23 protein-coding genes and 1 pseudogene are annotated in these 26254 nt (G+C 59.8%); 15 read left to right on the top strand and 9 right to left on the bottom strand.

The annotated features are described in order from the left end of the window. Nucleotides 1-85 precede the first annotated feature (85 nt). The 4 genes from betT (at nt 86) to DYI20_RS09400 (ending at nt 7555) form a co-directional block, all read left to right on the top strand. Complete coding sequence (gene betT, locus DYI20_RS09415; RefSeq protein ID WP_110100192.1) at nt 86-2293, top strand: choline BCCT transporter BetT; 2208 nt, start codon at nt 86-88, stop codon at nt 2291-2293. 38 nt (nt 2294-2331) lie between these two features. Continuing rightward, entirely contained in the window at nt 2332-3816 is a 1485-nt protein-coding gene (locus DYI20_RS09410) for an aldehyde dehydrogenase family protein (protein WP_110100191.1), read from the top strand. Nucleotides 3817-3879: 63 nt separating this feature from the next. Beyond that, nucleotides 3880-5457, top strand: coding sequence for a GMC family oxidoreductase (locus tag DYI20_RS09405; protein ID WP_110100190.1), 1578 nt, complete (start codon nt 3880-3882; stop codon nt 5455-5457). A gap of 262 nt (nt 5458-5719) precedes the next feature. After that, nucleotides 5720-7555: an HNH endonuclease signature motif containing protein gene (locus DYI20_RS09400; RefSeq protein WP_158278499.1), complete on the top strand. Its 1836-nt coding sequence runs from the start codon at nt 5720-5722 to the stop codon at nt 7553-7555. Here DYI20_RS09400 and DYI20_RS09395 read toward each other — a convergent pair. Together DYI20_RS09395 and DYI20_RS09390 are read right to left on the bottom strand one after the other, a co-directional pair. Next, nucleotides 7549-8121 (bottom strand): cysteine hydrolase family protein, encoded by a 573-nt coding sequence (locus DYI20_RS09395; RefSeq protein ID WP_110100189.1) that lies wholly within the window; start codon nt 8119-8121, stop codon nt 7549-7551. The two genes, DYI20_RS09400 and DYI20_RS09395, sit on opposite strands and share 7 nt — an antisense overlap. A 5-nt stretch (nt 8122-8126) precedes the next feature. Next, nucleotides 8127-8960 (bottom strand): SDR family oxidoreductase, encoded by an 834-nt coding sequence (locus DYI20_RS09390; protein WP_110100188.1) that lies wholly within the window; start codon nt 8958-8960, stop codon nt 8127-8129. 184 nt (nt 8961-9144) lie between these two features. On the opposite strand from DYI20_RS09390, the gene DYI20_RS09385 reads away from it, so the two are divergent. From DYI20_RS09385 to DYI20_RS09370, 4 genes are read left to right on the top strand one after another with little or no spacing between them, the layout of a single operon-like run. Beyond that, nucleotides 9145-10011 carry an ABC transporter ATP-binding protein gene (locus tag DYI20_RS09385; RefSeq protein ID WP_110100187.1) on the top strand — a complete coding sequence of 289 codons (867 nt, stop codon included), beginning with the start codon at nt 9145-9147 and terminating at the stop codon, nt 10009-10011. Then, entirely contained in the window at nt 10008-10850 is an 843-nt protein-coding gene (locus DYI20_RS09380; RefSeq protein WP_110100186.1) for an ABC transporter permease, read from the top strand. The genes DYI20_RS09385 and DYI20_RS09380 overlap by 4 nt, the downstream gene beginning before the upstream one ends. Before the next feature lie 11 nt (nt 10851-10861). Then, entirely contained in the window at nt 10862-11941 is a 1080-nt protein-coding gene (locus DYI20_RS09375) for a sensor histidine kinase (protein WP_110100185.1), read from the top strand. Beyond that, complete coding sequence (locus DYI20_RS09370) at nt 11938-12543, top strand: response regulator transcription factor (RefSeq protein ID WP_110100184.1); 606 nt, start codon at nt 11938-11940, stop codon at nt 12541-12543. The genes DYI20_RS09375 and DYI20_RS09370 overlap by 4 nt, the downstream gene beginning before the upstream one ends. 8 nt (nt 12544-12551) lie before the next feature. Here DYI20_RS09370 and DYI20_RS09365 read toward each other — a convergent pair whose 3' ends face one another. Next, the gene (locus DYI20_RS09365; protein ID WP_183145625.1) at nt 12552-14192 is read right to left on the bottom strand and encodes an SLC13 family permease; all 1641 of its coding nucleotides are present in this window, start codon (nt 14190-14192) and stop codon (nt 12552-12554) included. Nucleotides 14193-14335: 143 nt separating this feature from the next. Beyond that, nucleotides 14336-15223, bottom strand: a complete 888-nt coding sequence (locus DYI20_RS09360; protein WP_122549385.1) for a hypothetical protein — start codon at nt 15221-15223, stop codon at nt 14336-14338. Between the two features lie 97 nt (nt 15224-15320). Between DYI20_RS09360 and xseA the strand changes: the two genes are divergently transcribed. Together xseA and DYI20_RS09350 are read left to right on the top strand one after the other, a co-directional pair. Next, nucleotides 15321-16568 (top strand): exodeoxyribonuclease VII large subunit, encoded by a 1248-nt coding sequence (xseA, locus tag DYI20_RS09355; protein WP_122549388.1) that lies wholly within the window; start codon nt 15321-15323, stop codon nt 16566-16568. Next, nucleotides 16565-16837, top strand: coding sequence for an exodeoxyribonuclease VII small subunit (locus DYI20_RS09350; RefSeq protein ID WP_233487795.1), 273 nt, complete (start codon nt 16565-16567; stop codon nt 16835-16837). The genes xseA and DYI20_RS09350 overlap by 4 nt, the downstream gene beginning before the upstream one ends. A gap of 3 nt (nt 16838-16840) precedes the next feature. Here the strand turns inward: DYI20_RS09350 and DYI20_RS09345 are convergent, their stop codons facing one another. Together DYI20_RS09345 and DYI20_RS09340 are read right to left on the bottom strand one after the other, a co-directional pair. Beyond that, a complete protein-coding gene (locus DYI20_RS09345; RefSeq protein WP_122549384.1) occupies nt 16841-18073 on the bottom strand; it encodes a pyridoxal phosphate-dependent aminotransferase in 1233 nt (410 codons plus the stop codon). A 36-nt stretch (nt 18074-18109) separates the two neighbouring features. Beyond that, the gene (locus DYI20_RS09340) at nt 18110-19147 is read right to left on the bottom strand and encodes a hypothetical protein (RefSeq protein ID WP_122549383.1); all 1038 of its coding nucleotides are present in this window, start codon (nt 19145-19147) and stop codon (nt 18110-18112) included. A 74-nt stretch (nt 19148-19221) separates the two neighbouring features. Between DYI20_RS09340 and DYI20_RS09335 the strand changes: the two genes are divergently transcribed. After that, nucleotides 19222-21033: a tetratricopeptide repeat protein gene (locus DYI20_RS09335; protein WP_122549382.1), complete on the top strand. Its 1812-nt coding sequence runs from the start codon at nt 19222-19224 to the stop codon at nt 21031-21033. A gap of 28 nt (nt 21034-21061) precedes the next feature. Here the strand turns inward: DYI20_RS09335 and DYI20_RS09330 are convergent, their stop codons facing one another. The 3 genes from DYI20_RS09330 to DYI20_RS09320 all read right to left on the bottom strand — a co-directional run bounded on the left by DYI20_RS09330 (nt 21062) and on the right by DYI20_RS09320 (nt 23905). After that, complete coding sequence (locus DYI20_RS09330; protein ID WP_122549381.1) at nt 21062-22249, bottom strand: phosphotransferase; 1188 nt, start codon at nt 22247-22249, stop codon at nt 21062-21064. Between the two features lie 65 nt (nt 22250-22314). Continuing rightward, on the bottom strand, nt 22315-23235 hold the full coding sequence (locus DYI20_RS09325) for a UbiA family prenyltransferase (RefSeq protein ID WP_122549380.1): 921 nt from the start codon (nt 23233-23235) through the stop codon (nt 22315-22317). Between the two features lie 10 nt (nt 23236-23245). Beyond that, nucleotides 23246-23905 (bottom strand): GNAT family N-acetyltransferase, encoded by a 660-nt coding sequence (locus DYI20_RS09320; RefSeq protein ID WP_122549379.1) that lies wholly within the window; start codon nt 23903-23905, stop codon nt 23246-23248. A gap of 158 nt (nt 23906-24063) precedes the next feature. Here DYI20_RS09320 and DYI20_RS09315 point away from each other — a divergent pair, with 158 nt between their 5' ends. The 4 genes and pseudogenes from DYI20_RS09315 to DYI20_RS09300 all read left to right on the top strand — a co-directional run bounded on the left by DYI20_RS09315 (nt 24064) and on the right by DYI20_RS09300 (nt 26183). Next, nucleotides 24064-24687, top strand: coding sequence for a 5-formyltetrahydrofolate cyclo-ligase (locus tag DYI20_RS09315; protein WP_122549378.1), 624 nt, complete (start codon nt 24064-24066; stop codon nt 24685-24687). Between the two features lie 80 nt (nt 24688-24767). Next, a pseudogene (locus DYI20_RS12955) lies at nt 24768-24908 on the top strand (FmdB family zinc ribbon protein); the annotation flags it as partial. A 196-nt stretch (nt 24909-25104) separates the two neighbouring features. Continuing rightward, nucleotides 25105-25476, top strand: a complete 372-nt coding sequence (locus DYI20_RS09305) for a hypothetical protein (protein WP_122549376.1) — start codon at nt 25105-25107, stop codon at nt 25474-25476. 11 nt (nt 25477-25487) lie between these two features. Then, the gene (locus tag DYI20_RS09300) at nt 25488-26183 is read left to right on the top strand and encodes an RNA polymerase sigma factor (protein ID WP_208392152.1); all 696 of its coding nucleotides are present in this window, start codon (nt 25488-25490) and stop codon (nt 26181-26183) included. Nucleotides 26184-26254 lie beyond the last annotated feature (71 nt).

Genomic DNA, 26254 nt, shown 5'->3' with positions numbered 1-26254 from the left:
ACTCGATCACCTGCGTGCCCGGCTCAGGGCAAGGTACCACCGGGGTCGCAGGACACAACACCACAGAAAGTTGAGGTCCGACTGCATGTCAGCCGCCACTTCAGTGACTGAAGCACAACAGTCACCAGAAGACGATCTTTCCGACTCTTCCGCACCGTCAAAGGTCAATTGGCCGGTCTTTTGGGGCGCCCTGATCATCCTGGTTGCCTTCGTGTTGTTTGCATCGATCTGGCCATCCACCGCCGAAGATGCCATCTTTGGGGCCATGGGATGGGTCTCGGAGAACTTTGGCTGGTACTACGTACTCACCGCGGCCATCGTTGTGGTATTCGTACTGATTGTGGCGCTCACCCGGTCCGGACATACCCGGCTCGGCCCGGACCATGCCCGCCCGAAATACAATATGTTCACGTGGGCGGCCATGCTTTTTGCCGCCGGTATTGGCGTGGACCTGATGTTCTTCGGCATCTCCGGTCCGGCCACGAACTATCTGACTCCCCCGGATGTCGCTCCCGAATCTGAAGAGGCCGCTCGGATGGCCCCGATCTGGACCATCTTCCACTACGGCATCCCCGGCTGGGCCATGTACGCACTTCTGGGTATGGCTTTCGGCCTGTTTGCCTACCGCTACCACTTGCCGCTGAGTATCCGCTCGGCGCTGGCCCCGATCTTCGGCAAACGCATCCACGGCCCGGTGGGCCACACCGTCGAGATCGCCGCCACGATCGGCACCATCTCCGGTATTGCCGTTTCCCTAGGTATTGGCGTGGTGTTTTTGAACTACGGCCTGTCGGCCATGTTCGACATCCCCCAGTCCATGACCGTACAGATCGCACTGATGGCCATTTCGGTGCTGATCGCCATCGTCTCCACCGTCTCCGGTGTGGATAAGGGTATTCGCCTGCTCTCCGAGCTGAACATCTACCTGGCCATCGCTCTGCTGGCTTGGATACTGATTGCCGATAACACCACCCAGCTACTCAACGCCCTGGTCCAAAACATCGGGGATTTCTTCTCGTCCATGCCCTCGATGCTGATGAACACCTTCGCCTACACCGATGGTCAGGCACCTGAGCTACCCGCTGATCAGTGGATGGCCGACTGGACCTTGTTCTTCTGGGCATGGTGGATCGCCTGGGCGCCGTTCGTTGCCCTGTTCCTGGCGCGTATTTCCCGCGGTCGCACGCTACGCGAATTCGTCGTCGGCGTGCTACTGATTCCTTTTGCCTTCATCCTGCTGTGGGTCTCCATCCTGGGCAACGCCGCGCTGGGCTTCTTCCAGTCCGATCCCACCTTCCTCGAAGAGACCTACAACACTCCCGAATCTGGGTTCTTTACCCTGCTGGAGCAGTACCCGGGCTCGCTCTTCACGATCGGATTGGCCGTGCTGACCGGCCTGTTCTTCTACGTCACCTCGGCAGACTCCGGTTCGCTAGTGATGGCCAATATGACCTCAAAGGCCACCATGGCCGACTCCGACGGCCCCAGCTGGTTGCGTATCGTTTGGGCGGTGGTCACCGGTGCACTGACCCTGTCGATGCTGTTTATTGATGGCGTTTACACGCTTCAGGCCTTTACCGTGATCGTGGGTCTCCCGCTGTCGATCATGCTCTACCTGGTGATGTACAGCCTGTGGAAGATGTTGCGGCATGAACGCCTGGTCGCCTTGTCGCAGGCCCGGGCGCTACCCACCGCGCTCTCCTCGCGCACGAACCAGTCCGGTGAGCGCATCAAGTGGCAGCAACGTTTGCGTCATCGGATGAGCTTCGCCAGCCACAAGCAGTTGACCGAGTACGTCAACACCGTCGCTGCTCCGGCGATCGAAGAGGTCGCCGCCGAAATCGAGGCCCTGGGCGGAGATGTCCAGTGCCACCGTGGCCAGCACCCCGAGCATGGGCTACCCTATGTGGATCTGGTCGTGCACTTCACCGATCAGGAAGACTTCAAGTACCAGGCCTACCCGGTCGCATACCCTGTGCCGAGCTTCGCCACCAACATCCGCACCGTTCAGGAGGTCTTCTTCAAGCTGGAGGTCTTCTCCAATACCGGCTCTCGCGGGCGTGATATTTACGGTCTGAGCAAGGACCAGGTCATCTCCGACGTGTTGGATTCCTACGACACCCACATGGCGTACATGTCCATGGCCGGTGAGGACGGGGCACCGGTACCAGCCGATGAGACCTTCACCCCCGAGACCTGGAACGACACCGACCAAGCTGATACGAGTTCTATTGACCAGGTACCGGTTCCTGAGCCCACCAGCGCCCAGGACACCAACTCCAAAAATTCCTGACCATCTCCGACGGATTCCGCAAGGCTAGGTAACACTCTATGAGCACAACCGAACCGACAACCCTGTACATCAACGGTCAATGGAAGCCAGCCTCTGACGGCGGTACCCGCACCGTGATCTGCCCGGCCGATGGCACCGAGGTGGATGTGGTTTCTGAAGCCACCACCGCCGACGTGGAAGAAGCCATCGCCGCCGCCCGCGCCTGCTTCGACTCCGGAGTGTGGAGCTCAGTGCCCGCCGCCGAACGCGGTGACTTCCTGCTTCGGGTCGCCGATGCGATCACCGAACGTAAGGACGAGTTCGCCCGGGCTGAAGCCCTGGATACCGGCAAGCGCCTGGTCGAGGCCGAAGGCGATATGGACGACATTATCGGTTGCTATCGCTACTTCGGCAAGATCGCCGATGCCAACCCGGGTCGACTGGTCGACACCGGCGACGCCTCAGTGATCGACCGCGTGGTCTACGAGCCGGTCGGCGTCGTGGGGATGATCACCCCCTGGAACTTCCCGCTGCTACAGGCCGCCTGGAAGATGGCCCCTGCCCTGGCCGCTGGGAACTCCTTCATCATCAAGCCCGCCGAGCTGACCCCGCACACCACCATGTTGATCATCGACGTCTACGACAAGCTCGGCCTGCCGGCCGGCGTGGCCAACCTGGTGCTCGGCTCCGGTGCGGTCGCCGGTGCCCCACTGTCTTCTCACCCCGACATTGACATGGTCTCGTTTACCGGTGGGCTCAAGACCGGCACCACGATCGCCCAAGAAGCTGCCAAGACCGTCAAGAAGGTCGCCCTGGAGCTGGGCGGCAAGAACCCCAACGTGGTCTTCGCCGACGCCGACTTTGACTCCGCCGTCGACAACGCCCTGACCGCAGCGTTTTTGGACTCCGGGCTGGTGTGCTCGGCTGGCACCCGATTGATCGTGGAAGAGTCCATCCACGATCGGTTCGTCGACGAGCTGGTTGCCCGGGCCGAAAAGATCGTGATGGGCGGCCCCTTCGACGAGAATGCCGAGACCGGTCCGCTGATCTCCGCCGAACACCGCGAGAAGGTCACCGATTACGTCAAGCGTGGTGTGGAAGCCGGCGCCACCCTACGCGTGGGTGGCCACTGGGGCGGTGCAGAGCACGAGCACGGGTTCTTCTATGCTCCCACCATCTTGGACAACTGCACCCAGGAGAACCCCGCGGTGATCGAAGAAGGCTTCGGCCCGGTCATCACCGTGGAGACCTTCACCACCGAAGAAGAAGCCGTCGCCATCGCCAACCACACCGAATATGGTCTGGCTGGGGCCGTGTGGACGCAAAATATGGGGACCGCCAACCGTGTCTCCCGCGCTCTGCGTCACGGTACGATCTGGATCAACGACTACCACCCCTACGTCCCGCAGTCCGAGTGGGGCGGGTTCAAGCGCTCCGGCATCGGCCGGGAACTGGGCCAGATGGGCTTGGGTGAGTACGTCGAGGCCAAGCACATCTACCACAACACCGAGCCGGCCCCGGCCGACTGGTTCCCTCGCCACTAAAAATCCCGGTTCTTTGATCCCGGTCCATTGGACCACCCAACCGAAGAAGTGAAGGAAGTATTCATGGCTGACCATACCGATCCACACTTTGATTACATCGTCGTCGGCGGCGGTTCCGCCGGTGCCGTGATCGCCGCTCGACTCTCCGAAGATCCCAGCATTCAGGTCGCGCTTTTGGAAGGTGGCGACACCGACCAGGGCCACGACGAGGTGCTGACCCTGAACCGCTGGCCAGAGTTGCTGGAATCCGGATTTGACTGGGACTACCCCATCGAGCCACAGGAAGTTGGCAACAGCTTCATGCGCCACGCCCGTGCAAAGGTACTGGGCGGTTGTTCCTCGCACAACTCCTGCATCGCCTTCCACCCGCCCAAAGAAGACCTGCAAGCCTGGGTGGAGATGGGTGCCGCCGGCTGGGGCCCCGACGAGGTGCGTCCGCTGATCAAGCGCATGGAAACCAACGACAACGACTATGATCACAACGGCTCCGACGGTCCGGTGGAGATCATGAACGTCCCACCCAAAGATCAGGTCGGTGTGGCCATCCTCGAAGCTGCCGAACAGGCCGGGCTGCCCACCGTGCAACACAATTCCGCCGACACCGTCGGTGATGGTGCCGGCTGGTTCCAGATCAACTCCAAGAAGGACGGCACCCGTGCCTCGTCCTCTGTGTCTTACCTGCACCCAAACATGGATCGCGAGAATCTGCACATCTTCACCGGCCATCGGGTCACCCGGGTGCTGTTCGACGATGTTGCCGGGTCCAAGAAGAAAGCCGTTGGGGTCGAGTATGAAGACAACGCCTTCGGCCGGTTGAAGACCATGCGTGCCGACCGCGAAGTCATCGTCTCCGCCGGTGCGATCGACTCGCCGAAGCTGCTGATGCTGTCCGGTATTGGCCCAGCCGAGCACCTCAAGGAATTCAACATCGACGTGGTCGTGGATTCCCCCGGTGTGGGCTCGAACCTGCAGGATCACCCCGAAGCTGTCATCTCCTGGGAGTCCAACGTCACCATGACCCGTGAGGCCACTCAGTGGTGGGAGATCGGCATCTTCAAGGACACCACCGGTGAGCACGATCTGCCCGATTTGATGATGCACTATGGTTCGGTCCCCTTCGATATGCACACCCGCCGTCAGGGCTACCCCACCGCTGACGAGGCCATCGTACTAACCCCGAACATCACCCACGCTAAGTCGCGCGGTACCGTTCGCCTACGTTCGATGGACTATCGGGACAAACCGAAGGTGGATCCCCGCTACTTCACCGACGAAGAAGGCCACGATACCCGCGTGGCCGTCGAAGGCATCAAACTGGCCCGCAAGATCATGGATCAGCCGGCCATGGCCCAGTTCAAAGGGCGCGAGCTGTTCCCGGGCGAAGATGTCACCTCCGATGAAGACATCGCCGATTACGTGCACAAGACCCACAACACCGTCTACCACCCGGCCGGCAGTGTCCGCATGGGTGCTGACGATGACGAGATGTCACCGCTGACCTCGGACCTGAAGGTCAAGGGTGTCGATGGCCTGCGCGTTGCCGACGCCTCGGTGATGCCTCAGATCGTGGCCGTGAACCCGAACATCACCATCTACCTGATCGGTGAGCGGGCTTCCGATCTGATCAAGGGCGACCAGTAACAGCCTCTCTCGTCGCCGGGTCGACAACCTGGCACCGAACCGCGCCGGGGCGGAGAGTCCTCACGGATTCGCCACCCCGGCTTTTTCTTAACGACAAGGGAACAACCCGCCAACTGTCGAGATACTGTCAGCGCACACCGTCTCGCCCCACCCTCATGGATATAGAACGCTTATTCTAGTCACTCTCCACAATTCACTCGATCTCACCTTATCTTGGCATATCTGTTCTATAGAGTGGATGGCAAGAAAGGAGGAGTCGAACATGGTGCGCACCGCCAGTTCAGCCCCACCGCACGGCCCGGACATCACCGCGTTCCTTGATCTGCAAGCCGCCGATCAAGCCTCCTTAGGCGAGCTCGCTCACGGGCTCACTCAACTGCTATCGGCTTTTAACGCGAAATTGGATGCCGAGGACAGTTATGAGATGTTCGCGCATTGGTCTCGTGCCGCAGAAGTCTCCGACTGGAATACGTCTCTGGCTGGCTCCTCTGAACCACAACACCCTCAAGAACCGGAAGATCTCCTCGCCCCAGAGGAACCGCATAATGCATTCCCAGAGGTCGCGCGTCGCGTTGAACAATCAGCAACCCTGCTCACCAGCGTTCAAACTCGGCTACTGTCCTTCGCCCATCAGGCCACACGAAGCCCGGAGGATCAACGAGCTCTGCTCGGTGTCCCCACAGGTTCATCAATGACTTATGGAAACGGGCGAATCTTCTACCTCGAAGCACTCGGTCTGGGTAAGCCCGATCTCAAACGGCGTCAAACTCGAAGCGAATATCTGGTCCCAGCTCCTCCGCCAGGCTTGGGTGAGGCACAGCCAGTCCAATATCCCGAGCTCATCGAAGCATTCAGTACCGGTCGCATCTGTGTTGATAACGCCGACCGGCTCATTAAGCTTCTCAAAGATCTCCAGCGTTACGGCCGCCAGTGCCAGGTTGATCAGGAGCGTATCACAGAGGTCATTCATGCGATCTTGCCCATTCTGATTGAGGATGCAGCGTCGATGAGCGTCTCTGAGTTCAGCAAAGTCTGCAAAAACCGGCTACAAACACTCACCTACTACTTGGACGAAGATGGCCCCGCACCCGAAGAAGAACTCGACCCCAAGAAGGCCACGGATGAATTTTGGGTGCGACCACTATCCGGCGGTGGCGTGGAATTCGGGGGCAGAGCTTTCGGCTTGAGTGCAGAGCTATTGTCAACTTTGGACCACGCGGCCAATAACTACGCCGTGTTGAAAAATCATCGTGGCGCTGGTGCTGGAAACGCAAACCCAGAGACCAGGGTGCCTGAGAGTCCTATCGCCACTGCGCTCAAAGCCAACTTCCCGCAAGTCGACCCCGAAGCAGTAGCTGCCATCGACGAAAATTCCCGAGAGATCCTTTATGCCGAGCACGCTCTGTTCAATCATTCAACCCGTAAACGGCGTAGCTTCGAAGCTCTCATGGCAGTGTTAATCGCAGGCATTGGTGTGGGACAGAAAAAGAACGGTTTAGCGCATACCCGCGGACAGGTCACCAAGGTCCTTGTCACCATGGACTACGAGACCTTCTCCAAACAACTTCCCGAACGGTATCGACCAGAACAACCTCGCACCGGGGCCGAGCAGTTCCTCAGATCAAAGCCACCGGGGTCAGATGGCCCGGATCGGCCCGGAGAAAACGGACACGCTTTTAGATCTGAAGGACAGTTCACCGGAAGCATTCACCCATCCAGACTCCGAACGCTGGCCTGTGAAGCGGGAATCGTTCCGATACTTTTCGACGGACGAAACGACATTCTGGACTACGGACGAGAACGCCGGGACTTTAGCCCTGCCCAACACCGAGCCTTGGTCGCACGGGACAAGGGGTGCACAGCCCCCGGATGCACCATGCCTGCGTCCTGGTGCCAGGTGCATCACATCGTGGAATGGGAAAACCACGGAGCAACGCGAATCGATAACGCCGCACTGGTCTGCTCGCGACATCACACGGAAATTCACCAAGGGAAATGGAGTATTGCCCGGATCGATCGAGACGGTGTCTGGTACGCCGCCGCTCCGTGGCATCTTCCCGACCTCACCTTACGTCGCAACGGCTATTTCCTTCAGTGATCTGCCGATAGCAACCGAAGCACCTCGCTCGTTGAGACGGTGGTGACATGCGGTGATTGGAGCTCTATCAGACGAATCGCTTCACGATGCAGTTCCGGTGTCGCTCCGGCACAAGCATCTTCCACCACCACGACGCGTTGCCCAGCATCGATGGCACTGAATACCGTCGAGAGCACGCAACAGTCCGTGGCAACACCACACACCACTAATGCGGAATCGCGATCGACATGGCGCTCAAGCCCCTCGGTCCATTTCCCGAACGTGGGACGATCCACTACGGTGTCATCCGAAGGGCTCGTCAAATCCCAGACCGGGTCGTCGGGATCGAGCCGAAATTGGTTCCAGCGATCGTAGTAGGCCCGCCAACTTCCGGTTTCGTGGGGATCACGGACGAATCGAGTACGGATCACTGACAGCCCGCGAGCGCGAATGGCTTGAGCGATCTGCCCAGCATGGGCCTCGGCCTCGAGGTATCCCGGACACCCCCACCCCAGCTCAGGGTCGTGGAAGACCCGCTGAAAATCAATCAGCGCCAGGACGGGGTGAGGGCCAAGAACAGCGTTCATCTGATCTAGTCCACAAAGAGATCTTTTTGCAGGTCCTTCTCATCCACGCCCGGGCTGTACTTGGAAAAGTCCGTCACGCCGTGATCGCGCAAGACCTCTTCACACAGCACGGTGGCTCCGGCGTACTTCTGCGGTGCTGAAGTCAGGATCGCATGAGCCGAATCCGAGTATACATCTGCCGTGCGGGAGACCTTCATCATCTCGTCTCCGCCCAAGGCATACTGTACTGCCGCGGTCTGGATGGTGGTTTCAGGCCATAGCGTGGTAGAGGGGATACGGTGTTCAGCGCCAATGCCCAACGCAGCGAGGGTCATCCCATACTTGGCCAGCATGTATGCCGGGGCTACACCTAGCCACTTCGGCGAGGTGTTCAGCGGTGGCGACAGGGTCAAGATCCGCGGGTCGGAGGACTTCTTCAGGTACGGCAACGCCGTCCGAGTCAACAAGAACGTCCCACGGGTATTGATGTCATGCATCAGATCCACCCGTTTCATCTCGATCTTGTCCGAAGGCTCAAGATTAATAGCGGAGGCGTTATTGATGACGATATCGATTCCACCGAATTCAGCCACCGTCTTGTTAACTGCCTCGACGACATTGGATTCCTCACGCACGTCCCCCACGAGAGGAAGCGCTTTCCCACCTGCCTCACGGATCTCATCGGCTGCGGTGTAGACCGTGCCCGGTAGCTTTGGATGAGGTTCAGCAGTCTTGGCCAGCAAAGCAATCTGGGCCCCGTCGGACGCTAGTTTCTTGGCGATCTCTAAACCGATACCCCGTGACCCTCCAGAGAGAATAACGGTCTTGCCGCTCAAAATGTTGGATGATTCGTGAGTCATCGTGGTGTCCTTTCTCAACACAGCCGAAGTGATCTGAGGCACACCCATAGCCTACCGCTGTCAGAGCCGGCGGAGATAACCTGGTTACAGATAACGCCCACGGTGGTGGAACTGACTTTTGTCACTCGAGAGTCCTGATCGGCGACACTGCACCACAACGAGCCGGTACGGAAAAGTGGATGTCATGACTACTCCAGCGATCGACATCGAAAATGTCACCAAAAGATTCGGCCAGTTAACCGCCGTGGACCACCTCTCACTGCGTGTTCATTCTGGCGAGATCCTGGCCTTGTTGGGCCCTAATGGGGCCGGAAAGACGACACTGCTCGATATGATTCTGGGCTACACCACGCCACAAAGCGGATCCGTTAAGGTCCTAGCAGGCCCGCCGACTGAGGCCAGTGGCCGTATCGGTGCCGTGCTCCAGACCAAAGGCCTATTGGAAGACCTCACGGTCGAAGAGACCCTACGCATGATTGCTGGTCTGCATCGACACAGCCTCCCGATACCGGAGGTGATGGAAAAGGCTGGGGTCACTGCTTTCAAGAAGACCAAGGTCGGCAAGTGTTCGGGCGGGCAAGTCCAACGACTCCGGTTCGCCCTGGCGATCCTTCCCGACCCGGAGATTCTGCTACTCGATGAGCCCACCTCCGGCATGGACATCACCTCGCGTCGAGGGTTTTGGGACTCGATGACGAGCTGGGCGCGTGGTGGGGGAACCATCATTTTTGCCACGCATTATTTGCAAGAGGCCGAAGAATTCGCCGACCGCATCGTGGTGATGAAATCTGGGTCCATCACCGCCGACGCACCGGCTGACCAACTCGGAGGCACCAGCACCATCACGGGAACATGGCGCCACTCTCAAGAACCCTTCGAGGTACTACCGGAAAAAACCGCACTCGATTGGGACCCAGCAAAACGACGGATCAGCATCCGAACCGATCGGTCCGATCAGCTGGCTAACGAATTGCTAAATCACGGATGGATTTCCAACGTTCAGATTACTCAACACGGGCTGGAAAACCTGTTGGAAGGAGACCCCTCATGACCGCCATAGCTTCACACACCACCACGAAACCTTCACACGGGGGTTCGCCAGCTCGGTCCACCCTGAGCATTTTCGTCCACTACCTGGCCTGGGACACGTGGCGGTCCCTACGGATGTGGGAGTCGACCTTCTTCATCCTGGTCTTACCGGCCATGTTGTACCTGATGTTTGGGGTGGCCGGTGATGTTGCCGAGTTGAACTTCGGCGACGGCAATATGACCGCTTGGGTGATGACCTCCATGGCTTGCTACGGTTCGGTGATCGCTGCTACGGCGGTCAGTAGTTCCGCGGTAGTGGAAAAGCAACACGGCTGGAATCGAGTGTTAGCGCTCACGGGGCTGTCTAACCCCTTGTTTATGGTGTCCAAAATGCTGATGGGCATGATTTTGGCCATTCTGCCCACCACGCTGATTCTGATTCTAGGAGCCACCACGGGAGCGGAATTCGATACAGTGGGGCATTGGATAGCTACGGCAGCACTGACCATTGTTGGCACCATCCCGTTCGTGTTCTATGGGCTCGCCGTGGCGATGATTTTCCGTGCCCAGTCCGCGGTCGCCATTGGGTCTGGTTTCCTGGTCGTGTTGGCCTTCCTCGGTAACCTGTTTATACCCTTGAGCGGAACACTGCTGGAGATCGGTCGCTTCACGCCAATGTATGGTACCGGCCAGCTGGCTCACTATCCCCAGGCTGAGGGTCTCATTCTGGATCAGGAAGCTTTCGTCACCGGCGAGTTTGAATCCGATTCCCTGGCCTGGATTCTGGGGATCTCCCTGGCCTGGACGGTGATTTTCGCCGGCTTGTGCTGGCTGTCCACCCTAGGCTCTACCCGCCGATAAGATAAGAGTCGATGTATCCAGATCAGCTCAGTCGGGACGAGCAACGCGAACAACTGCGCTACGGCGGCGGTTGGCTCGCGCTGTTGCTCATCCCGGCTACGAGCGTCGTCCTGTCAGATCATCCGCTGTGGGCCAAGATCGCCGGCATCGCCTGCTTGGTCCTGTTCGCCGGGTGCTATCTGTGGATGTTGACCCATCCGCGCCCGTGGCCACTGCTCCCCCGGGTCGCCACGACCCTTGTCTACACCCTGGTGCTGGGTCTACTCGTGGTCCCAGTGGCGTTGCTGACCGGAGCGGATGCAGGGATGAGCCTGACATTTGTCGCAGCGCTGTGGCTGTTCACGCACAATCTTGTTCCCGGGGCAATTGGTTCCTTCGTCTCGACCACACTGGCCGGCACAGCGTTACTGATGATCAGCGACCAAATGGATCTCTGGTGGCCCCTGCTGCTGTCACTGACCTTGGCCTGGCTCATGTTGTTTTTCATCCGCTATGTCGTCGAACGTCAGGAAGTGGAGCGCCAAGTCTCGGAGCGAGACGCACTAGCCGCCCAACGGGAAGAATTAGATCGCCAGGTCCACGATGTCTTAGGCCAGTCGCTGACCGCCATCACGGTCAAGACGCAGTTAGCCATGCGATTGCTCGACACTGACCACCAGGCCGCCCGCGCGGAGCTGGAGAGTATCCTGGGATTGGCCAGGTCCTCCATTAGCAATGTCCGCACTGCGATCACCACTCTGGAAGCCCCGGATTTAGGCAACCAGTTGGAGGTCGCACTGGAGATGCTCCGTAACCAAGGAATCCACGTCACGACCACAGAAATCCCGCGACAGATCGCCCCGGCCACCGCGGAACTATTCGCCTGGTGCCTGCGTGAAGCGGTCACCAATGTGCTCCGGCATGCGCAGGCGAGCACCGTGAATATTGAGATCACCACCCATCGGTTGCGCGTCAGCGATGACGGGATCGGGATCACTCGTCCCACCACCGGATATGGTCTGGCTGGGCTTCGCCATCGAGCCGAAGCAGCCAAGGGGACTTTGACCATCTCGTCCTCGGACCGTGGCACTGTGTTGGAGGTGAGTCAGTGAATCCGATTAAGATTGTGCTGGCCGATGACCAGGCGCTGGTTCGTCAGGGGCTGGCGGCCTTGTTAGATTTGGAACAGGATCTTCAGGTGGTCGCACAACTGCCCGATGGCGCCTCGGTGGTGGAAGCCATTGCAGACCACGGCGCGGATCTGGCCATCCTCGACATTGAAATGCCCGGCACGGACGGATTGGCCGCTGCCGCTCAGGTCAGCGAGCAGACGCAGGCCAAGATTCTGATCCTGACCACCTTTGGTCGCGCCGGATACTTGCAACGCGCACTGGATGCCGGGGCACAGGGGTTTATGGTCAAGGATTCCCCCGCTGAGGAGCTCACCGCAGCCATCCGGTCGATCATGGCCGGTCGGACCGTAGTCGATCCGGCCTTGGCTGTCCAGGCCCTCACGCAGCAAAACCCTCTCACCTCCCGGGAACAGGACGTGTTGCGCGCGACGCTGACCGGTCGTTCAGTCCGGGACATTGCCGAGCAGTTACACCTCTCCGCGGGGACGGTGCGGAACCTGCTCTCGGAGGCAATCAGCAAGACTGGCTCGAAGAACCGCGCCCAGGCCGCCGGATACGCCCGGGACCAGGGCTGGTTGTAGAGCTGGTTTTAGAGGAAGACCCACACCAGCAGGGTCATCGAGACTAGAGTGATCAGGATGGCAGCGACGATATTGACCAGCACGCCTCCTCGCACCATCTGACCGATGGTGACGTAGCCGGAACCGTAGGCGATAGCGTTCGGCGGGGTAGCCACCGGAAGCATGAACGCACAGGTTGCGGCCAGCGCCACGGGTGCACACAGCATCAGTGGTTCCACCCCGGTCCCCATTGCCACGCCGGAGGCTACGGGCAAGAACGTGGCAGCGGTGGCAGTATTGGACGTCATTTCGGTCAGGAGCAAAATCGCCACGGCCGCCAACGCCACCAGGATCCACAGGCTCATCCCGCTCAGACCGGTCGCTTGTTCACCCAGCCATTCCGAGAGTCCGGAATCGCTGAACTGACCCGACAGTGCCAGGCCACCGCCAAAGAGCAGTAGCACACCCCAGGGAAGTTCCACGGCAGATTCCCAATCCAATAGCCGCACCCCCGACTCGGCGTCCGGACCGGCCGGCAACAGGAATAGCAACAGGCCGACAGCAATGGCGATCCCAGCATCGGAGATGAAAGCATCTTCCAAGCCGAGCACGTACTCCGACAGCAACGGGATGAAGACCCAGCTCACCGCCGCCAGGATAAAAATGATCAGGACCCGGCGCTCACCGGAACTCACCGGCCCGAGTTTCTCCGACTCTTTCTGCAACATCTCACGGCCACCGGGAATGTGCTTGATCTCGGGTTTGAACAGCACCTTGACCAAGATGAACCACGTGGCCAGCATCAGTACCACAGCCAAGGGCACCCCGACCAGCATCCATTGCCCAAAGCCAATGGTCATGTCCTCGTTACTGGACATGTGAGCGGCCAACAGTGCATTGGGCGGAGTTCCAATAATGGTACTGACCGAGCCAATGGAGGCCGCATAGGCAATGCCCAGCATCAGCGCGGTGCCGAATTTCGTTTTCACCATCGACTCCACGCTGGCCTCGGCGTTGCCTTCCTCTGTCACTTGATTGACCAGCACCAGCACCGACACGCCGATAGGCAACATCATCACCGCGGTCGCGGTGTTGGAGACCCACATCGACAGGAAACCGGTGGAGATCATGAAACCGCCGACCAACGCCGAACTATTTGATCCCATCGAGCGCAACACCAGCAAGGCAATGCGACGGTGCAAATTCCAGCGTTGCATCGCCAGAGCGAGCAAGAAGCCACCTAAGAACAAGAAGATGACATTATTGCCGTAGTTGGCCCCGACCGTATCAAAGCTGACGCCCTCGCCGTCTGGGGTTTCCTCGGCGGGAACGAACACCGGAAAGATCACCAGTGGCAACAAAGCGGTGGCGGGAATCGGGATCGCCTCGGTCATCCACCACACGGCCATCAATACCGCGGTGGCACCGGTCAGCCGGGGCCAGACTCCCGTGTCTGCGGGAAGCAGGAAGTACACCAGCAGTGCCAGCACGATGCCGAGACCAAGTCCGATCAACCGACGCATCAAGTCACCGTCCGCCGGAGCTTTCATCCCCTCAGAGAGTTCGGTCTGGGTCGAGCGATACTGCGTGGACGGATATTGTGACGAAGCGTGTTGAGTCTTGGTGTAATGCGACGAGGCGTAATGACGTGTCGACTTCTCTGAACTCATCGGACTGTCCCCCAACGGTCCTCAGCGCATCACGCGCCAGCGCACACGCTGTTGCTACATATTCCTGTCATCTTCTCATACTGGCGTTAGTCAATACTGACGTTATTTATCTCACGTTAGCAGGTTCAGCAACGGGGCACGAACTAGGCGCTACTGGTCTCGCGCCCCATCGCAATCAACGCGCCGATCAAGCCCACTGCGGCCACCACCGCGCCACCGATCATCATCACGTTCAGTTGGGGATAGCTCCAATTGGCGAACGCATGCATCAGGGGCTCGACAATCGCCACGGTGCCGTCTTCGACTGTGGCAGCGATCGAGTCGTCCACCAGCCGGCCGATGCCGGTACGCAGGGTGACTCCGCCAAGCACGATCACCGCCCCGGAAATCAGCCAGACGCTCCAGCGGGCTCCGGGGGCGGCCAGCAACAGCGCTAGGACGAAGGCCACCGCGGCCCCGCCCAGGACCAGTGGCCAGTAGGTCACGTACTGTTCGATCAACACCAGGTCATCGGCCGAGATGAGTTCTGAGGGAGGAACTTGCGTGTCGATCACCAACTCGCTGGGTACCCAGCCAGTGGGATCAACACCGTCGAGCAGGGAAATCTGGTCGAGTTGCTCGCCCAGCACAACACCGGCGAGTTGGGCCACCGGGGTGAGATGGATCGAGAGGTATCCGGCATCGGGTTCGGCCGGGGTGGAGGCCTGTTGCAGCCCCTCAACCCAGTCCTGACGGGTCATCTCCACGGCTTCGCCCCACGCCTGAGCGAACCGGGAGTCCTCTACTACCAAAGACGCAAAATTCTCGGTCACCCCGCCCAGCGCATCGGAGAAGGGCAGCTGGGATTCCGCATTCGAGGTCACCTGATCGGCCACTAATGCCGGGACCGCGTCGAGCACCTGCTCATCACCAGAAATCTCCCGTAATGGTTCTGCGGTGTGTAACAATGCATCAGCTCGCCATCCGGTCAAACCGACCACGGTGACGATGCCGATAACCAACGCAAAAATGCTGGCAAAAAGCGTTCTCATGGTGTCCTTCTATCCCGGCGGTAGTAGTCTGGGGGACGTCCCTAGACTACTGTAACGGAGGCAATGTGAGTGGTGGTTGTGTGGTGAGCGCGTGGTGATCGATGAACCTGCACTACCGGCCACAGCGGCGCAGACCTCGGCGGATCGCCCCTGGCCGGTGCGCTTACTGTCGGAGAATCTCAAACACTATATTGATCGGGCCCCGGCGACCTGGGTGGAGGGTCAGCTGATCGAGCATCGCGTGGTACGTGGCAATGCGTGGATGACACTGCGCGATATGGAAGCCGAGATCTCCCTGCCGGTCACTGCCTGGCGCAATGTGGCCTCGCACCTGGATCCTGGAGTGCAACAGGGCGCGCGTGTGGTGGCCTGGGTGAAGCCCAACTTTTACACCAAGACCGGTCGGTTGTCGATGATTGCCCAGGATATTCGGCCGGTAGGCATCGGTGACTTGCTGGCCCGAGTCGAGCGCTTGCGACACGCGTTGGCCGAAGAAGGCCTGTTTGCCCAGAAGAAACCGTTGCCCCTGGTGCCGGCACGCATCGGTCTGATTACCGGCAAAGACTCCGACGCGATGAAAGATGTCATGCGCAATACGCTCTTGCGTTGGCCGGCCACTGAATTCACCGTGGTGCACACCGCCGTCCAAGGCGCCCAGGCGCCCACCGAGATCATCGAGGCCCTGCACCAGCTTGATGCCGATGAGCGGGTGGATCTGATCGTGATAGCCCGTGGCGGTGGGGCCTTAGAAGAGGTGATCCTGCCATTTTCGGATGAACGGCTCGTGCGCGCGGTGGCGGCAGCGACCACCCCGGTGGTCTCGGCAATCGGGCACGAAGCCGACCGTCCGGTGCTCGATGATGTGGCTGATCTGCGGGCTTCCACTCCCACCGATGCGGCCAAGCGTATTGTTCCCGACGCGGCGGTGGAGGCCGAGAGCATCGCTCAGGCCCGGTTAAGGATGGCCGCTGCGGTGCAGCGGCTCGTCACCGAGCAGGCCACCCACCTGGCTACGGTGCGTTCCCGGCCGGTGCTACTGCATCCTGAAACGATGATCACCACCCGCCACGAGGAACTCACCGGTGTGCTGACACGAGCACGAACGGCCGTGCGTCAGCTGATTTCTCGCGAGCGCGAGGTAGTCGAGCAGGTGATGGCTCGGGTGCGTTCGCTGTCTCCGCAGTCCACACTCAACCGTGGCTATGCGGTGGTGCAGGCTGAGCAGGGCTTGATTCGACGGGCCGATCAGCTACAGGTCGGCACCCCGGTCAACATTTTGCTCTCCAGGGGAGACTTCCACGCCGAAGTCACCTCAATCAACCCCAGCACAGACGACGAAGGATGATGATGACACAAGGATTCTCGACCGCCGATACCTCCGATATTGCCCAGCTGAGCTACGAGCAGGCCCGCACTGAACTGATTGAGACCGTGACCCGGCTGGAATCCGGTGGGGTGGAACTAGAAGAAAGCTTACAACTCTGGGAGCGCGGTGAAGCCCTGGCACAACACTGTCAACGTTGGCTGACCGAGGCCCAGCAACGCATTGACCAGGTCCGTGCCGAGTCCGAGACGACGGCCAGCACCAACGAGACCGATGAGACCGATGAGTAGGACTCAGCCGTGGCGGTAGCCCTCTAAAAACTCGGCGATCCGGTGGATGCCTTCTTCGAGATCACGCACGGCCGGCAAGGTCACCAAGCGGAAATGGTCGGTCGTGTCAAGATTGAAGGCCCGACCGTGTGAGACCAGGATTTTTTGTTGTCGAAGCAGGTCGATCACGAACTTCTCGTCATCGTCAATCGGATACATCTCAGGGTCGAGTTTCGGGAACAGATACATCGCGCCGTGGGCCGGTTGCACGCTCACCCCCGGGATGGCCTGGAGCATTTCGGTGGCCAGGTTGCGCTGTTCCAGCAGTCGTCCACCCGGGAGAATGAGGTCGTTGATGGATTGATACCCGCCCAGCGCCGTCTGGATCGCGTGCTGGGCCGGAACGTTGGCGCACATGCGCATATTGGCCAGCAGAGTCAGCCCCTCAAGGAAGTCTTGAGCGCGATATTTGGGCCCGGACACGGCAACCCAACCGGCCCGGTATCCAGCCACCCGGTACGCCTTCGACAACCCGGAGAACGTCAGGGTGAGCACATCGTCAGACAGCCCGGCGACGTTAATGTGGCGTGCTCCGTCGTAGAGAATCTTTTCATAAATCTCATCGGCGAGTAGTACCAGCCCGTGCCGGCGAGCGATCTCGACCATTTCCATTAGTACGTGGCGCGAGTACACCGCCCCGGTGGGATTATTCGGGTTGATCAGCACCAGAGCCTTGGTACGGTCGGTGACCAGAGACTCGATGTGCTCGGTGTCGGGGGCCCAGCCTTCCTCTTCCACACACCGGTAGTGCACGGCTTCACCACCGCAGAGCGTGGTGGCCCCGGTCCACAGCGGATAATCCGGCGCGGGAATCAGTACCTGGTCCCCGTCATCGATCAGGGCTTGGAGGACCATGGAGATCATCTCTGAGACCCCGTTACCGATGAAAACATCATCAACCGAGATATCCCGGATGCCACGGGACTCATAGTACTGCGAGACGGCGGTGCGGGCCGAGTAGATACCCTGAGAATCGGAGTACCCCTGGGCATGGGGAAGATGGGAGACCATATCCTTCAGGATCGCCCCGGGGGCGTCAAAACCGAAGGGGGCCGGGTTCCCAATATTCAGTCGCATGATCCGATGCCCGGCGGCTTCGAGACGCTGAGCTTCTTCCAGGATCGGTCCGCGCACATCGTAGCGAACATTATGCAACTTGGATGACTGGCGAATTTCACGCGGTCGTGCTGGTGTCATCGGGACCGACCTCCAGGGTCTAAGGGGTTGTGTTGATTAGAGAGTACTGGGTGCTGCGGACGGTTCGTCCAAAATGTCGGAGGCCTCCAGCAAACCCGCTGACGACAACCACGACCGCGCCGCTGAGGCCTCGTCGAGGTCCAATCCCTCAGCGGGCCGCCGGGCCTGGTACACCATCCGGCTCAGGTTGGCAAGTTCTTCCCCGCTCACCGCCTGGTAGAGCTCATGGAGTGGTTCTTCCACCGATGCTTGAATCGACTCCGGGTCACCGATCACCAACATCCGACCTTCCGGGTAGTCGTGGCTTTCCAGCACCCGAAAAGACAGGTCAGCGATGGCTGGATCGGGCGCGTACAGCCACGTCAGGGCATCTGGTTCAGACTGTAACCGGGCCAGCTCCTGCTGGTATCCCGCAAAGGACTGTGGTGATTCCGACCACCCCTGATCACAGGGCTCCAGCTCGGCTGCCACCACCTCCACCAGCTCATCGGTCAGCGCACCGGTTCCCATCTGTAGGTGCTCACACCGCAAGGAAGACTCCTCAGCGCTCTGCGAGGAGGTAGCCGGCGAGACAGCGGAGTCGATGTCAACCGAGTTGTGCAGATCGTCGGCTGATTCCAGTTCGTGGTAAGCAGCCGTGGCGCGGGTAACCACCGGCTGGATACGCAGGGTGGCCTCTGAGGTCGACAGAATATCGGCGGATGTGGAATTGACGATCTGATCCGCCGAGTCGACCGATTCGTCTCCGGACGTGTCCTTCATGGCCTGTTCGGGGTCGTCAGCGGCGACCAGCTCCACCGAGTTGGCCACGACCAGGGTGTTCTCGGCTTCCAGCGCCTCCGCGAGTTGTTGCCCGGAATTGGATTCCAACCCATGGCGCTCAGCGGCAATACCGCGGGTGCTCAGAAACTCCACGGTGGCCACGGCCATGGCTTCATCCAGGGGGTCCGGGCCGGCAAGCACGCGGACGGTAGCGACCGAAGGATCAGGATCGACGGCTTTCTGATCGCCACAGGCGCTCAGGCCCATCAGCGCTACCAGAGTGATCGACAGCGCGCGGAGGCTACGGGGCATGCCCACCAGTCTAAAGGTTTCGCCCGACCACGTGCTGAATCACAACACCTCACCACAGTTACTACACTGGGAGTATGGCAGAAACGACGTCGTCTGATTCGGGACGGAAGCTTCCGCTCTCGATGATCAGAAAACTCGACGATATCTTGCACGGCCGTGTCCACCATCTGGTGCGCCACCATGCCGATACCGCCAGTGGCTGGTTGGACCTAGCTCAAGAAGCCGCCTACGCCCAGCGAGTGGAGCAGTGTTTGGAGGCCTTGACTCAGCTCGAGCACGCCCCGGGGTCTGATCGACCGGAGGTACGGTTGGCTGCCTATCGCACTCGAGCCTCCGTGCTGCATTCGCTGGGTGAGACCCAGCGGGCCGAACAAGATGTGACAGCACGTGCCGGGGTATTGCGTTCGGTAGGCCAGTACCATCAAGCGGATCTGGAAGAGCAACTGGGGACCATATTGTTTGCTGAACCGGATTCGTTCTCGGCCACGGTCCTGCAGGGTGTCGTCGATACCGAACGGGAGGCGCTCCAACGCCACCGTTACGACACAGTCCTCTCCGATGCCTTGATCGCCCTGGCAACGATTCGGGTCTCCGAGCACGCCACCGAGGAAGCCCTGGAGTTGATTACCGAGGCTCTGGACGTCATCCGATGGCGACGCGACGAGGGATTGGTGGTTTCCCGGTCCGCGACCGATACTGCACGCATGTTTGCCGCCCACGTTTATTTGATGACCGAACAGTTCAGCGCCGCTGCCGCTACCGCCGGCGAGCTACTCTCGACCGGTTGCCACCGCGCGATTCGGGCTGCAATGTGGATGGTACAGGCCGCAGTGGCCCACCACCGGGAAGACTCTGCCTTAGCAGCCGAGTACGCCGTGCAAGCCCTCGAGACCTACGTGCGGATCGGAGCCCGATCTGGCGCTGCCTCGGCAGCGGGGCTGTGCGCTGCCATGGCCTCCCAGCTGGGCGAAACCTCCGCGGCAGTCACTGCCTGGAAGATTGCCGCGGCCGAAGCCGAGCAAGGCGAAATCCCCGAGTCCGGCGGATTGCTCTTTGCCTTGGGGCATCAGTTGTTAGAGGCGGAGGAGTATAAGGACGCCGAAGAGGTACTCACCGGTCTGGTCCGGCGAGCCGAGATCTCCGGCGACCGTGCCTCTCAGGCTCAGGTGCTGGTGGATTTAGGGCAAGCACTGCGCCGTCAACACCGGACCCAGGAGGCCATCGAGCATTGGCACCAGGCCATTGAGCTGATGCTATCGACTGGGGCCCGCCAGGAGGCGGTGCACGTTTATTTGGCCCTGGGCGCACTGCATTCGACCGAAGACGAGCCCCGGCGTGCGCGCACCGCCGTCCAGCACGCCGTGACAGTAGCCCGTCAACTGCCTACACCCAATATGGTCTTGGCGCAGGCTCTGAACGCGCTGGGTCATTTAATGTGTGACCAGGGCGATCATGAGGGCATTCTGCACCTCAACGAGGCTATTGAGATTGCCCAGCATACCGGGGCCACTTGGTATCAGGCTGACTACATGGACACTCAGGCCCGCGGGTATTGGTCGTTGCACAACGGCGTCAGCGCGGTAGCCACCGCGCTGAACGCTGCCGATCTGTTCACCACGGCCGACGATCCCGACGGCGCGGCCCGCGCGGAACTTTTTGCCGGCCACGTCTTGCTGGAACAGGATCGCGAGGTCGAAGCGGCCACCCTATTGTCTCAGTTGCTCGAGACCGAGACGCTGGATACCGGTGCCCGCATTGCTGCACTGATGGGCTTGGCAGAAGCTCAGGAACGCACGGGAGACAATATGGCCGCCCAACAGAGCCGACGGCGGGTCGAAGAATTGGAAGCCCAGGCGCTGAATCGTCGTGATGAGAGTACGTGCTAGCGTGAGCAACTTGATCGAGTAGCTGGTCTCACGAGTGCTCAAGGAGTCGCTCGGCCAACTCCAAGCGCTGCTCGGCCGCCTGGACGTCGTGCTCGGACAGTGTGGACAACAGGCTCAGTACTACCGCGGCGGCTCGCCCACCCAACCCAGAGGCGTCGACCGGATCCCGAAACGGAGCCGTTCGGGCCATAAGGTTGGGGTGTGTGAGCTGGTCGAAGTACGTCTCGACCAGGCGCCAGCGCTGGTGTAGTGTCACGCTCGTCTCAGAGACCGCCAAGTGACCGATCAAGCAGGCCAAATCGTCAATGTGGTGACCCGGTCCGGCCGCATCCACGTCGAGAATCGATCGGATCGCACCGGTGGTGGGGTCCAGCAGCAGGTGCGCTTCATAGAGGTCACCGTGGACAGCAACCTGGGGGCCGGGATCGGTGGCATCCAGACGGCGATGAATTTCGGTGCTGAGCTGTTCGATCCGGCCCGCCTGACCGAGGAACTGATGCTGTGCCCCGACCGCGAATTCACTGACCCGCTCGGCCCAGGAGGCACGATGGGGCAGATCCACTAGCTGGTCGGGAAGTTGTTCCAACACCGCGCGCAGTTCGCACAGGCTGAAGGCCTCGCCACGACCCGAATTGACCAGTTCGGTCAGCGAGATTCCGCACCCGGCGTCCAGGACCAGGATGTCGCGGGACGGCTCAGCCACGGGAAGCACCACTGGCACGCCGGCTTCTGCGCACACCAGATGCTTCTGGTAGATCTGGTGAGCTTCTCCTTCCGGCAACACTTTCAGAAAGAAGCTATGGTCCTGTCCTCGACCGCGGTGAAAATCCGCCCGTAGCACCGCGCGCCGCAACGGACGGTAGGCCACCATGCGCAGACTGCGTAATTCTCCCAGGTGTTCGAAACGTTGTTGGACGGTACCCGGAGTACTGGCCAATTTCAACCCGGGCAACAACGGGTCAGCCGGATGCTCCCAGAGCTCCAATTCGGTACCATCGTTTGCGGTGATCATCTCTGCCACACCCACCGGCAAGATCTCGGTGGTGATACCCCAGTACCGGCGACGCTCCCGGACACCGTCCACCACAAAGCCTTCGACCAGCCAGGTCAACTCGGGCCCGCGTCGTTGGGTGTCAATCACCGCGGCTCGATCGAGACGAAACCCCTCACGCGCACAATAATCGCGCAAGAGCTCGATCAAGTCATGGCTGTTCATAGCCGATTAGGCTACCAAATCCCAGCCGTATCGGTTCGCGGTGGTCGGCAAATGTCCCCGCCAGACTAGATCGCCCGGCGCCGATCCAGGACTTTGTCGAGGTCGAGTTTGCGGTGGGCCTTGGCAGTGACCTTGGCCTGATACTGCGGGGAAACGCCGTCTTTCAGGTGCGTATCGGCCGACGGTTGCGGAGTAACCTCGGTCGCCAACGGTTCGGGTTGTTCGCGAACGATTTCGGCAGCGTCCAGATACATCGGCCGTGGAATACCCCGGCGGGCGACTGACTTTTTCGGCACCGGGGCTTCTTTGATCCTGAGCTCAACCAGCGGTGTGTGGTCCTGTTCCTCAGACCGGCCCGGCTCGTCAGTAGTGCGCTCTGCTACGGCACCGGCCTGTGCTTGACGATCAAAGACCGGATGGTTGTGCTCAACCTTGGCCGAGCTCTCAGGTGTGCGATCAGCGTGGTGCTCGGTGTCGGTGTCAGCTGACGATCCGGCTTCCACCGTCGTGGCAGGCCGTTCGCTGTGACGCTGAGCATCGGCCCGACGGTACTGATCGCGGATCGCCAGGGCGCGCAGACTGGCCAAGGACGCCACGGAGACCACAAACGACAGCAAGGCCCAGGCCCACATAGCGGCACCAAATAGACCGGCAACAGCAGTCACGATGAAGACCAGGGTCGCCAAGACGGCCACAGCAAAAATTGCTGTTCTCCCCCACCGGATCGTGAACGTCGGGGTTGATGTCTGTTCTGCCATGATTCTCCTTGGAGCGGTGGCGGTCACCTTCGGCCGGCGGACTCGGACGTCTTCGCGACGACCCATCATGATCATCCACACCAGAACTGCAAGCACCACCACCACGGAGGTTGCAATCTGCAGCTCGGGCAGGTATCCCAACGCCTGCGACAGGGATTCCTCGAGCTGGGTTATCCGATGGTCCACTCTTTGAGAGTACTCGCCCAGAATCACACCGGTGTGATTCACCGGTGGTGTGTCACTGCTTTAGCGGAAAATCCGCCTGTAACTGGGCCACAAGTCCATCTAACGGCCACTCTTCCGTGGTGATGGCAAAACTATCGTGATCGGTCCACATGCCATTGATGTGCAGATAGTTTTTTCGCAACCCCTCATACCGCATACCAAGTTTTTCGACGACCCGGTGTGAGGCAATGTTCTGCGGAACGATATTGATCTCCACCCGGTGTAATCCCACCCGATCAAACAGATAATCGATCGCCAGCGCAACCGCAGTAGGCACAATATTGCGCCCGGCGAGGCGGTGATCGACCCAATACCCCAACGCGGTTGACCGGACCGAACCCCACTGTACCGGCGCGGCCACCACTTGGCCGGCCACTCGGGCATGGTGCTGACCGGGTTGTTGAACACAGAGCACCCAGGGAAAAGAATGCCCCGCGCGGGCGTCACGATTCATCGCCCGCACCATGTGGCCAAAGGTCGGCAATCGGTCAGCTTCGCCCCATACCGGTGGATGGGTAGCATCCCACGGCTGAAGCCATTGGGCGTTCGCAGCTCTGACGCTATCCCACTCGGCGCCGTCGCGTCGTTTGAGAGGACGCAACACGAGGTTCTGCCACCGCAACGCGACCGGCCATTGCGCCGAGACGCCTTCAAAGATCTGCACCTTCCCCATGGTAGAACACAGCCCTCCCTAATGCCCCAGTACACAGCTCGCTGTCAGCGCTCTGACGAGTATGTCCGCAGATCACGCTCGCTGCCGTTCACGTTGGGAGAAGGTGAGACAATGGAGACGACAGCTAGGTGCAGTCGAGTAGCCAGCTAAGGAGGAGAATGGACAAAAGAGCTTTCCGAACCTTGATGAGACAACGCCGTGTCGCACTGGGCAACGCTGAACGTCTGCGACAGTCACACCTGATCTGCGAACAGTTATTGGGCTGGTACGACGCACAGCGGGATGCCGGTTTAGCACCGTTTAGCCGGGTAGCGTCGGTTATCAGCTACGGCACTGAGCCGGATACCACCGAATTCGTCACCGGACTTCATGAGCGCGGGATCGAGGTAATTGTCCCGGTTCCCTACGCCGATCACACGATGCGGTGGGCTGTGTGGACTCCCGATGTCGAGCTGGAAGAAACCGAATTGAAAGGACTCAGCCAGCCCGTTGGCAAGCGTTTTGATCACGACATTCTCACCGAGGTGGAAGCGATCCAGGTTCCAGCGCTCGCCGTGGACTCTCACGGCCACCGCATGGGGCAGGGTGGCGGCTTTTATGACCGTGTTCTTTCCCACCTTGCACAGACTCTCGATCAGCCTGTCGTAACCCTCAGTCCCGTGTTCTCGCACGAGTATTACCCGGATTTCTCGCCGATTCCAACCGATGACCACGATCAACCCGTCAACGGCGCGGTCACCACCGCTGGAATCCATTGGACCGTGTCCGGACACGAAAAATGAGACGCGAAATCTGCGGGTAAACTAGCGACGTTATCTTCTCGTTATTTTTTCATTCGGGCCAGGATCAGGAGTGCCTTACTATGCCGATGTATTCATATGTTTGTCGAGACTGCTCTCATGCTTTTGATATTCACCAGTCTTTTTCCGAGGACTCCCTGACAGCCTGCCCCAAGTGCGGCGGCGTCTTACGCAAGAAATTCGGCTCCGTGGGGGTTAGTTTCAAAGGGTCCGGCTTCTACCGGAACGATTCTCGAAGCTCAACGGACTCGTCGTCAGCTTCTTCTTCGAGCGAGGCGAGCTCGTCATCGTCTAGCACGACCTCTTCATCACAGTAAGACATACGGGAACAAAACCTGCAGTGCCGTTATTGCACTATTGACACAGTAGCGATGCTCAAGTCTCAGGAGGACATCAGCGATGTCACCACGTCATCACGCAATCCCAGACCTGACCGATGAATTTGACGAGACCGATGAGTACGTCCTGCCGGATTATCGAGATCTTGAAGCCATCCCCGAACTGTCTGCTTCCCAGCTAGAACAGATGGTGTCTGTTGCCACCAACCCCGAAACCCCTGAACCAGAAGGCGAGTTGGTCCCTAACGACGCCGTGTCGGAGCAGGACTTAGACGCAGACGAAGATCTGGTTTACGATGACCTTGACGGTACCGACGAGTATTCCGACGATCTCGTCGATGACGATCCGGGGTCTGCACGTCCCGATAACGCAGACATTGCGAACAGTGATGATCTGTGGTGCGAGGAGGATGCTTCAGACCCCCAGCTGTAGAAAGCAGTTTCATGCCTGTTGATCCTGCTCAACTCGATCTCATCCATCGTGCTCAACACGGGGACGAAAGCGCCTTCGCCACCTTGGTCGAGGGCGCTTCTCGTCGTATGTGGGCAGTGGTTTATTCGATCACTGGCAATCAGCACGATGCTGAAGACGCCATGCAGAATGCACTAACGTCAGCATGGAGAAATTTGCACAGATTTGAACCGCGCGCCAAGTTCTCAACGTGGGCATACCGGATCGCCGCCAACGCAGCCCTACAGATTATTCGTGCACGACGCGATGTCCTCGACGACGAGATCGGGATGACGCAGGCCGATACTAGCCCCACTGCCGACGAGAAAGTCAGTACCGTCATGGTCGTCCGAGCTGGCCTCGCCCAGCTAGGGGAAGACTTTCGGGAAGCCCTGATCTTGCGCGAATATGGTGGTCTCACCTACGAAGAGATCGCGACACACCAAAAATCGGCATTCAAACCGTCAAATCCCGCATTAACCGCGCTCGCACGAAGCTCCGTGAAATCCTCATCGAACAAGGTGTTAAGTAGTCGGTCTAAATCTCGGGATACTGGTCCAGGAAGGACCCCATTCGCTTTCGCATCTTGTCGTCGGTCGGTTCACCCTCATGTTCAGAAGCCGGGATGTATCCGGCTCTTCACAATCGAGGGTGTAGACGGGGGTCTCGGGGAAGTGGCGCGTCGATAGCTGGATAGAGGTCGAGGCCTTCCGATGATGGAAGTTCCTACACAAGCCATCTGAAAGACCTCGACGTGCCT

Origin of the sequence: Auritidibacter ignavus, assembly GCF_003703835.1 — a bacterium.
Taxonomy (GTDB): Bacteria; Actinomycetota; Actinomycetes; order Actinomycetales; family Micrococcaceae; genus Auritidibacter; species Auritidibacter ignavus.
Note: the sequence above shows the minus strand (reverse complement) of the source record. Positions and strands in the feature narration are given on the sequence as shown.

What these genes read in the sequence shown, in the direction of transcription:
- betT (WP_110100192.1), top strand. Translation starts at nt 86, where the DNA reads ATGTCAGCCGCCACTTCAGTGACTGAAGCACAACAGTCACCAGAAGAC.
- DYI20_RS09410 (WP_110100191.1), top strand. Translation starts at nt 2,332, where the DNA reads ATGAGCACAACCGAACCGACAACCCTGTACATCAACGGTCAATGGAAG.
- DYI20_RS09405 (WP_110100190.1), top strand. Translation starts at nt 3,880, where the DNA reads ATGGCTGACCATACCGATCCACACTTTGATTACATCGTCGTCGGCGGC.
- DYI20_RS09400 (WP_158278499.1), top strand. Translation starts at nt 5,720, where the DNA reads ATGGTGCGCACCGCCAGTTCAGCCCCACCGCACGGCCCGGACATCACC.
- DYI20_RS09395 (WP_110100189.1), bottom strand. Translation starts at nt 8,121, where the DNA reads ATGAACGCTGTTCTTGGCCCTCACCCCGTCCTGGCGCTGATTGATTTT.
- DYI20_RS09390 (WP_110100188.1), bottom strand. Translation starts at nt 8,960, where the DNA reads ATGACTCACGAATCATCCAACATTTTGAGCGGCAAGACCGTTATTCTC.
- DYI20_RS09385 (WP_110100187.1), top strand. Translation starts at nt 9,145, where the DNA reads ATGACTACTCCAGCGATCGACATCGAAAATGTCACCAAAAGATTCGGC.
- DYI20_RS09380 (WP_110100186.1), top strand. Translation starts at nt 10,008, where the DNA reads ATGACCGCCATAGCTTCACACACCACCACGAAACCTTCACACGGGGGT.
- DYI20_RS09375 (WP_110100185.1), top strand. Translation starts at nt 10,862, where the DNA reads ATGTATCCAGATCAGCTCAGTCGGGACGAGCAACGCGAACAACTGCGC.
- DYI20_RS09365 (WP_183145625.1), bottom strand. Translation starts at nt 14,192, where the DNA reads ATGAGTTCAGAGAAGTCGACACGTCATTACGCCTCGTCGCATTACACC.
- DYI20_RS09360 (WP_122549385.1), bottom strand. Translation starts at nt 15,223, where the DNA reads ATGAGAACGCTTTTTGCCAGCATTTTTGCGTTGGTTATCGGCATCGTC.
- DYI20_RS09350 (WP_233487795.1), top strand. Translation starts at nt 16,565, where the DNA reads ATGATGATGACACAAGGATTCTCGACCGCCGATACCTCCGATATTGCC.
- DYI20_RS09345 (WP_122549384.1), bottom strand. Translation starts at nt 18,073, where the DNA reads ATGACACCAGCACGACCGCGTGAAATTCGCCAGTCATCCAAGTTGCAT.
- DYI20_RS09340 (WP_122549383.1), bottom strand. Translation starts at nt 19,147, where the DNA reads ATGCCCCGTAGCCTCCGCGCGCTGTCGATCACTCTGGTAGCGCTGATG.
- DYI20_RS09335 (WP_122549382.1), top strand. Translation starts at nt 19,222, where the DNA reads ATGGCAGAAACGACGTCGTCTGATTCGGGACGGAAGCTTCCGCTCTCG.
- DYI20_RS09330 (WP_122549381.1), bottom strand. Translation starts at nt 22,249, where the DNA reads ATGAACAGCCATGACTTGATCGAGCTCTTGCGCGATTATTGTGCGCGT.
- DYI20_RS09320 (WP_122549379.1), bottom strand. Translation starts at nt 23,905, where the DNA reads ATGGGGAAGGTGCAGATCTTTGAAGGCGTCTCGGCGCAATGGCCGGTC.
- DYI20_RS09315 (WP_122549378.1), top strand. Translation starts at nt 24,064, where the DNA reads ATGGACAAAAGAGCTTTCCGAACCTTGATGAGACAACGCCGTGTCGCA.
- DYI20_RS09305 (WP_122549376.1), top strand. Translation starts at nt 25,105, where the DNA reads ATGTCACCACGTCATCACGCAATCCCAGACCTGACCGATGAATTTGAC.
- DYI20_RS09300 (WP_208392152.1), top strand. Translation starts at nt 25,488, where the DNA reads ATGCCTGTTGATCCTGCTCAACTCGATCTCATCCATCGTGCTCAACAC.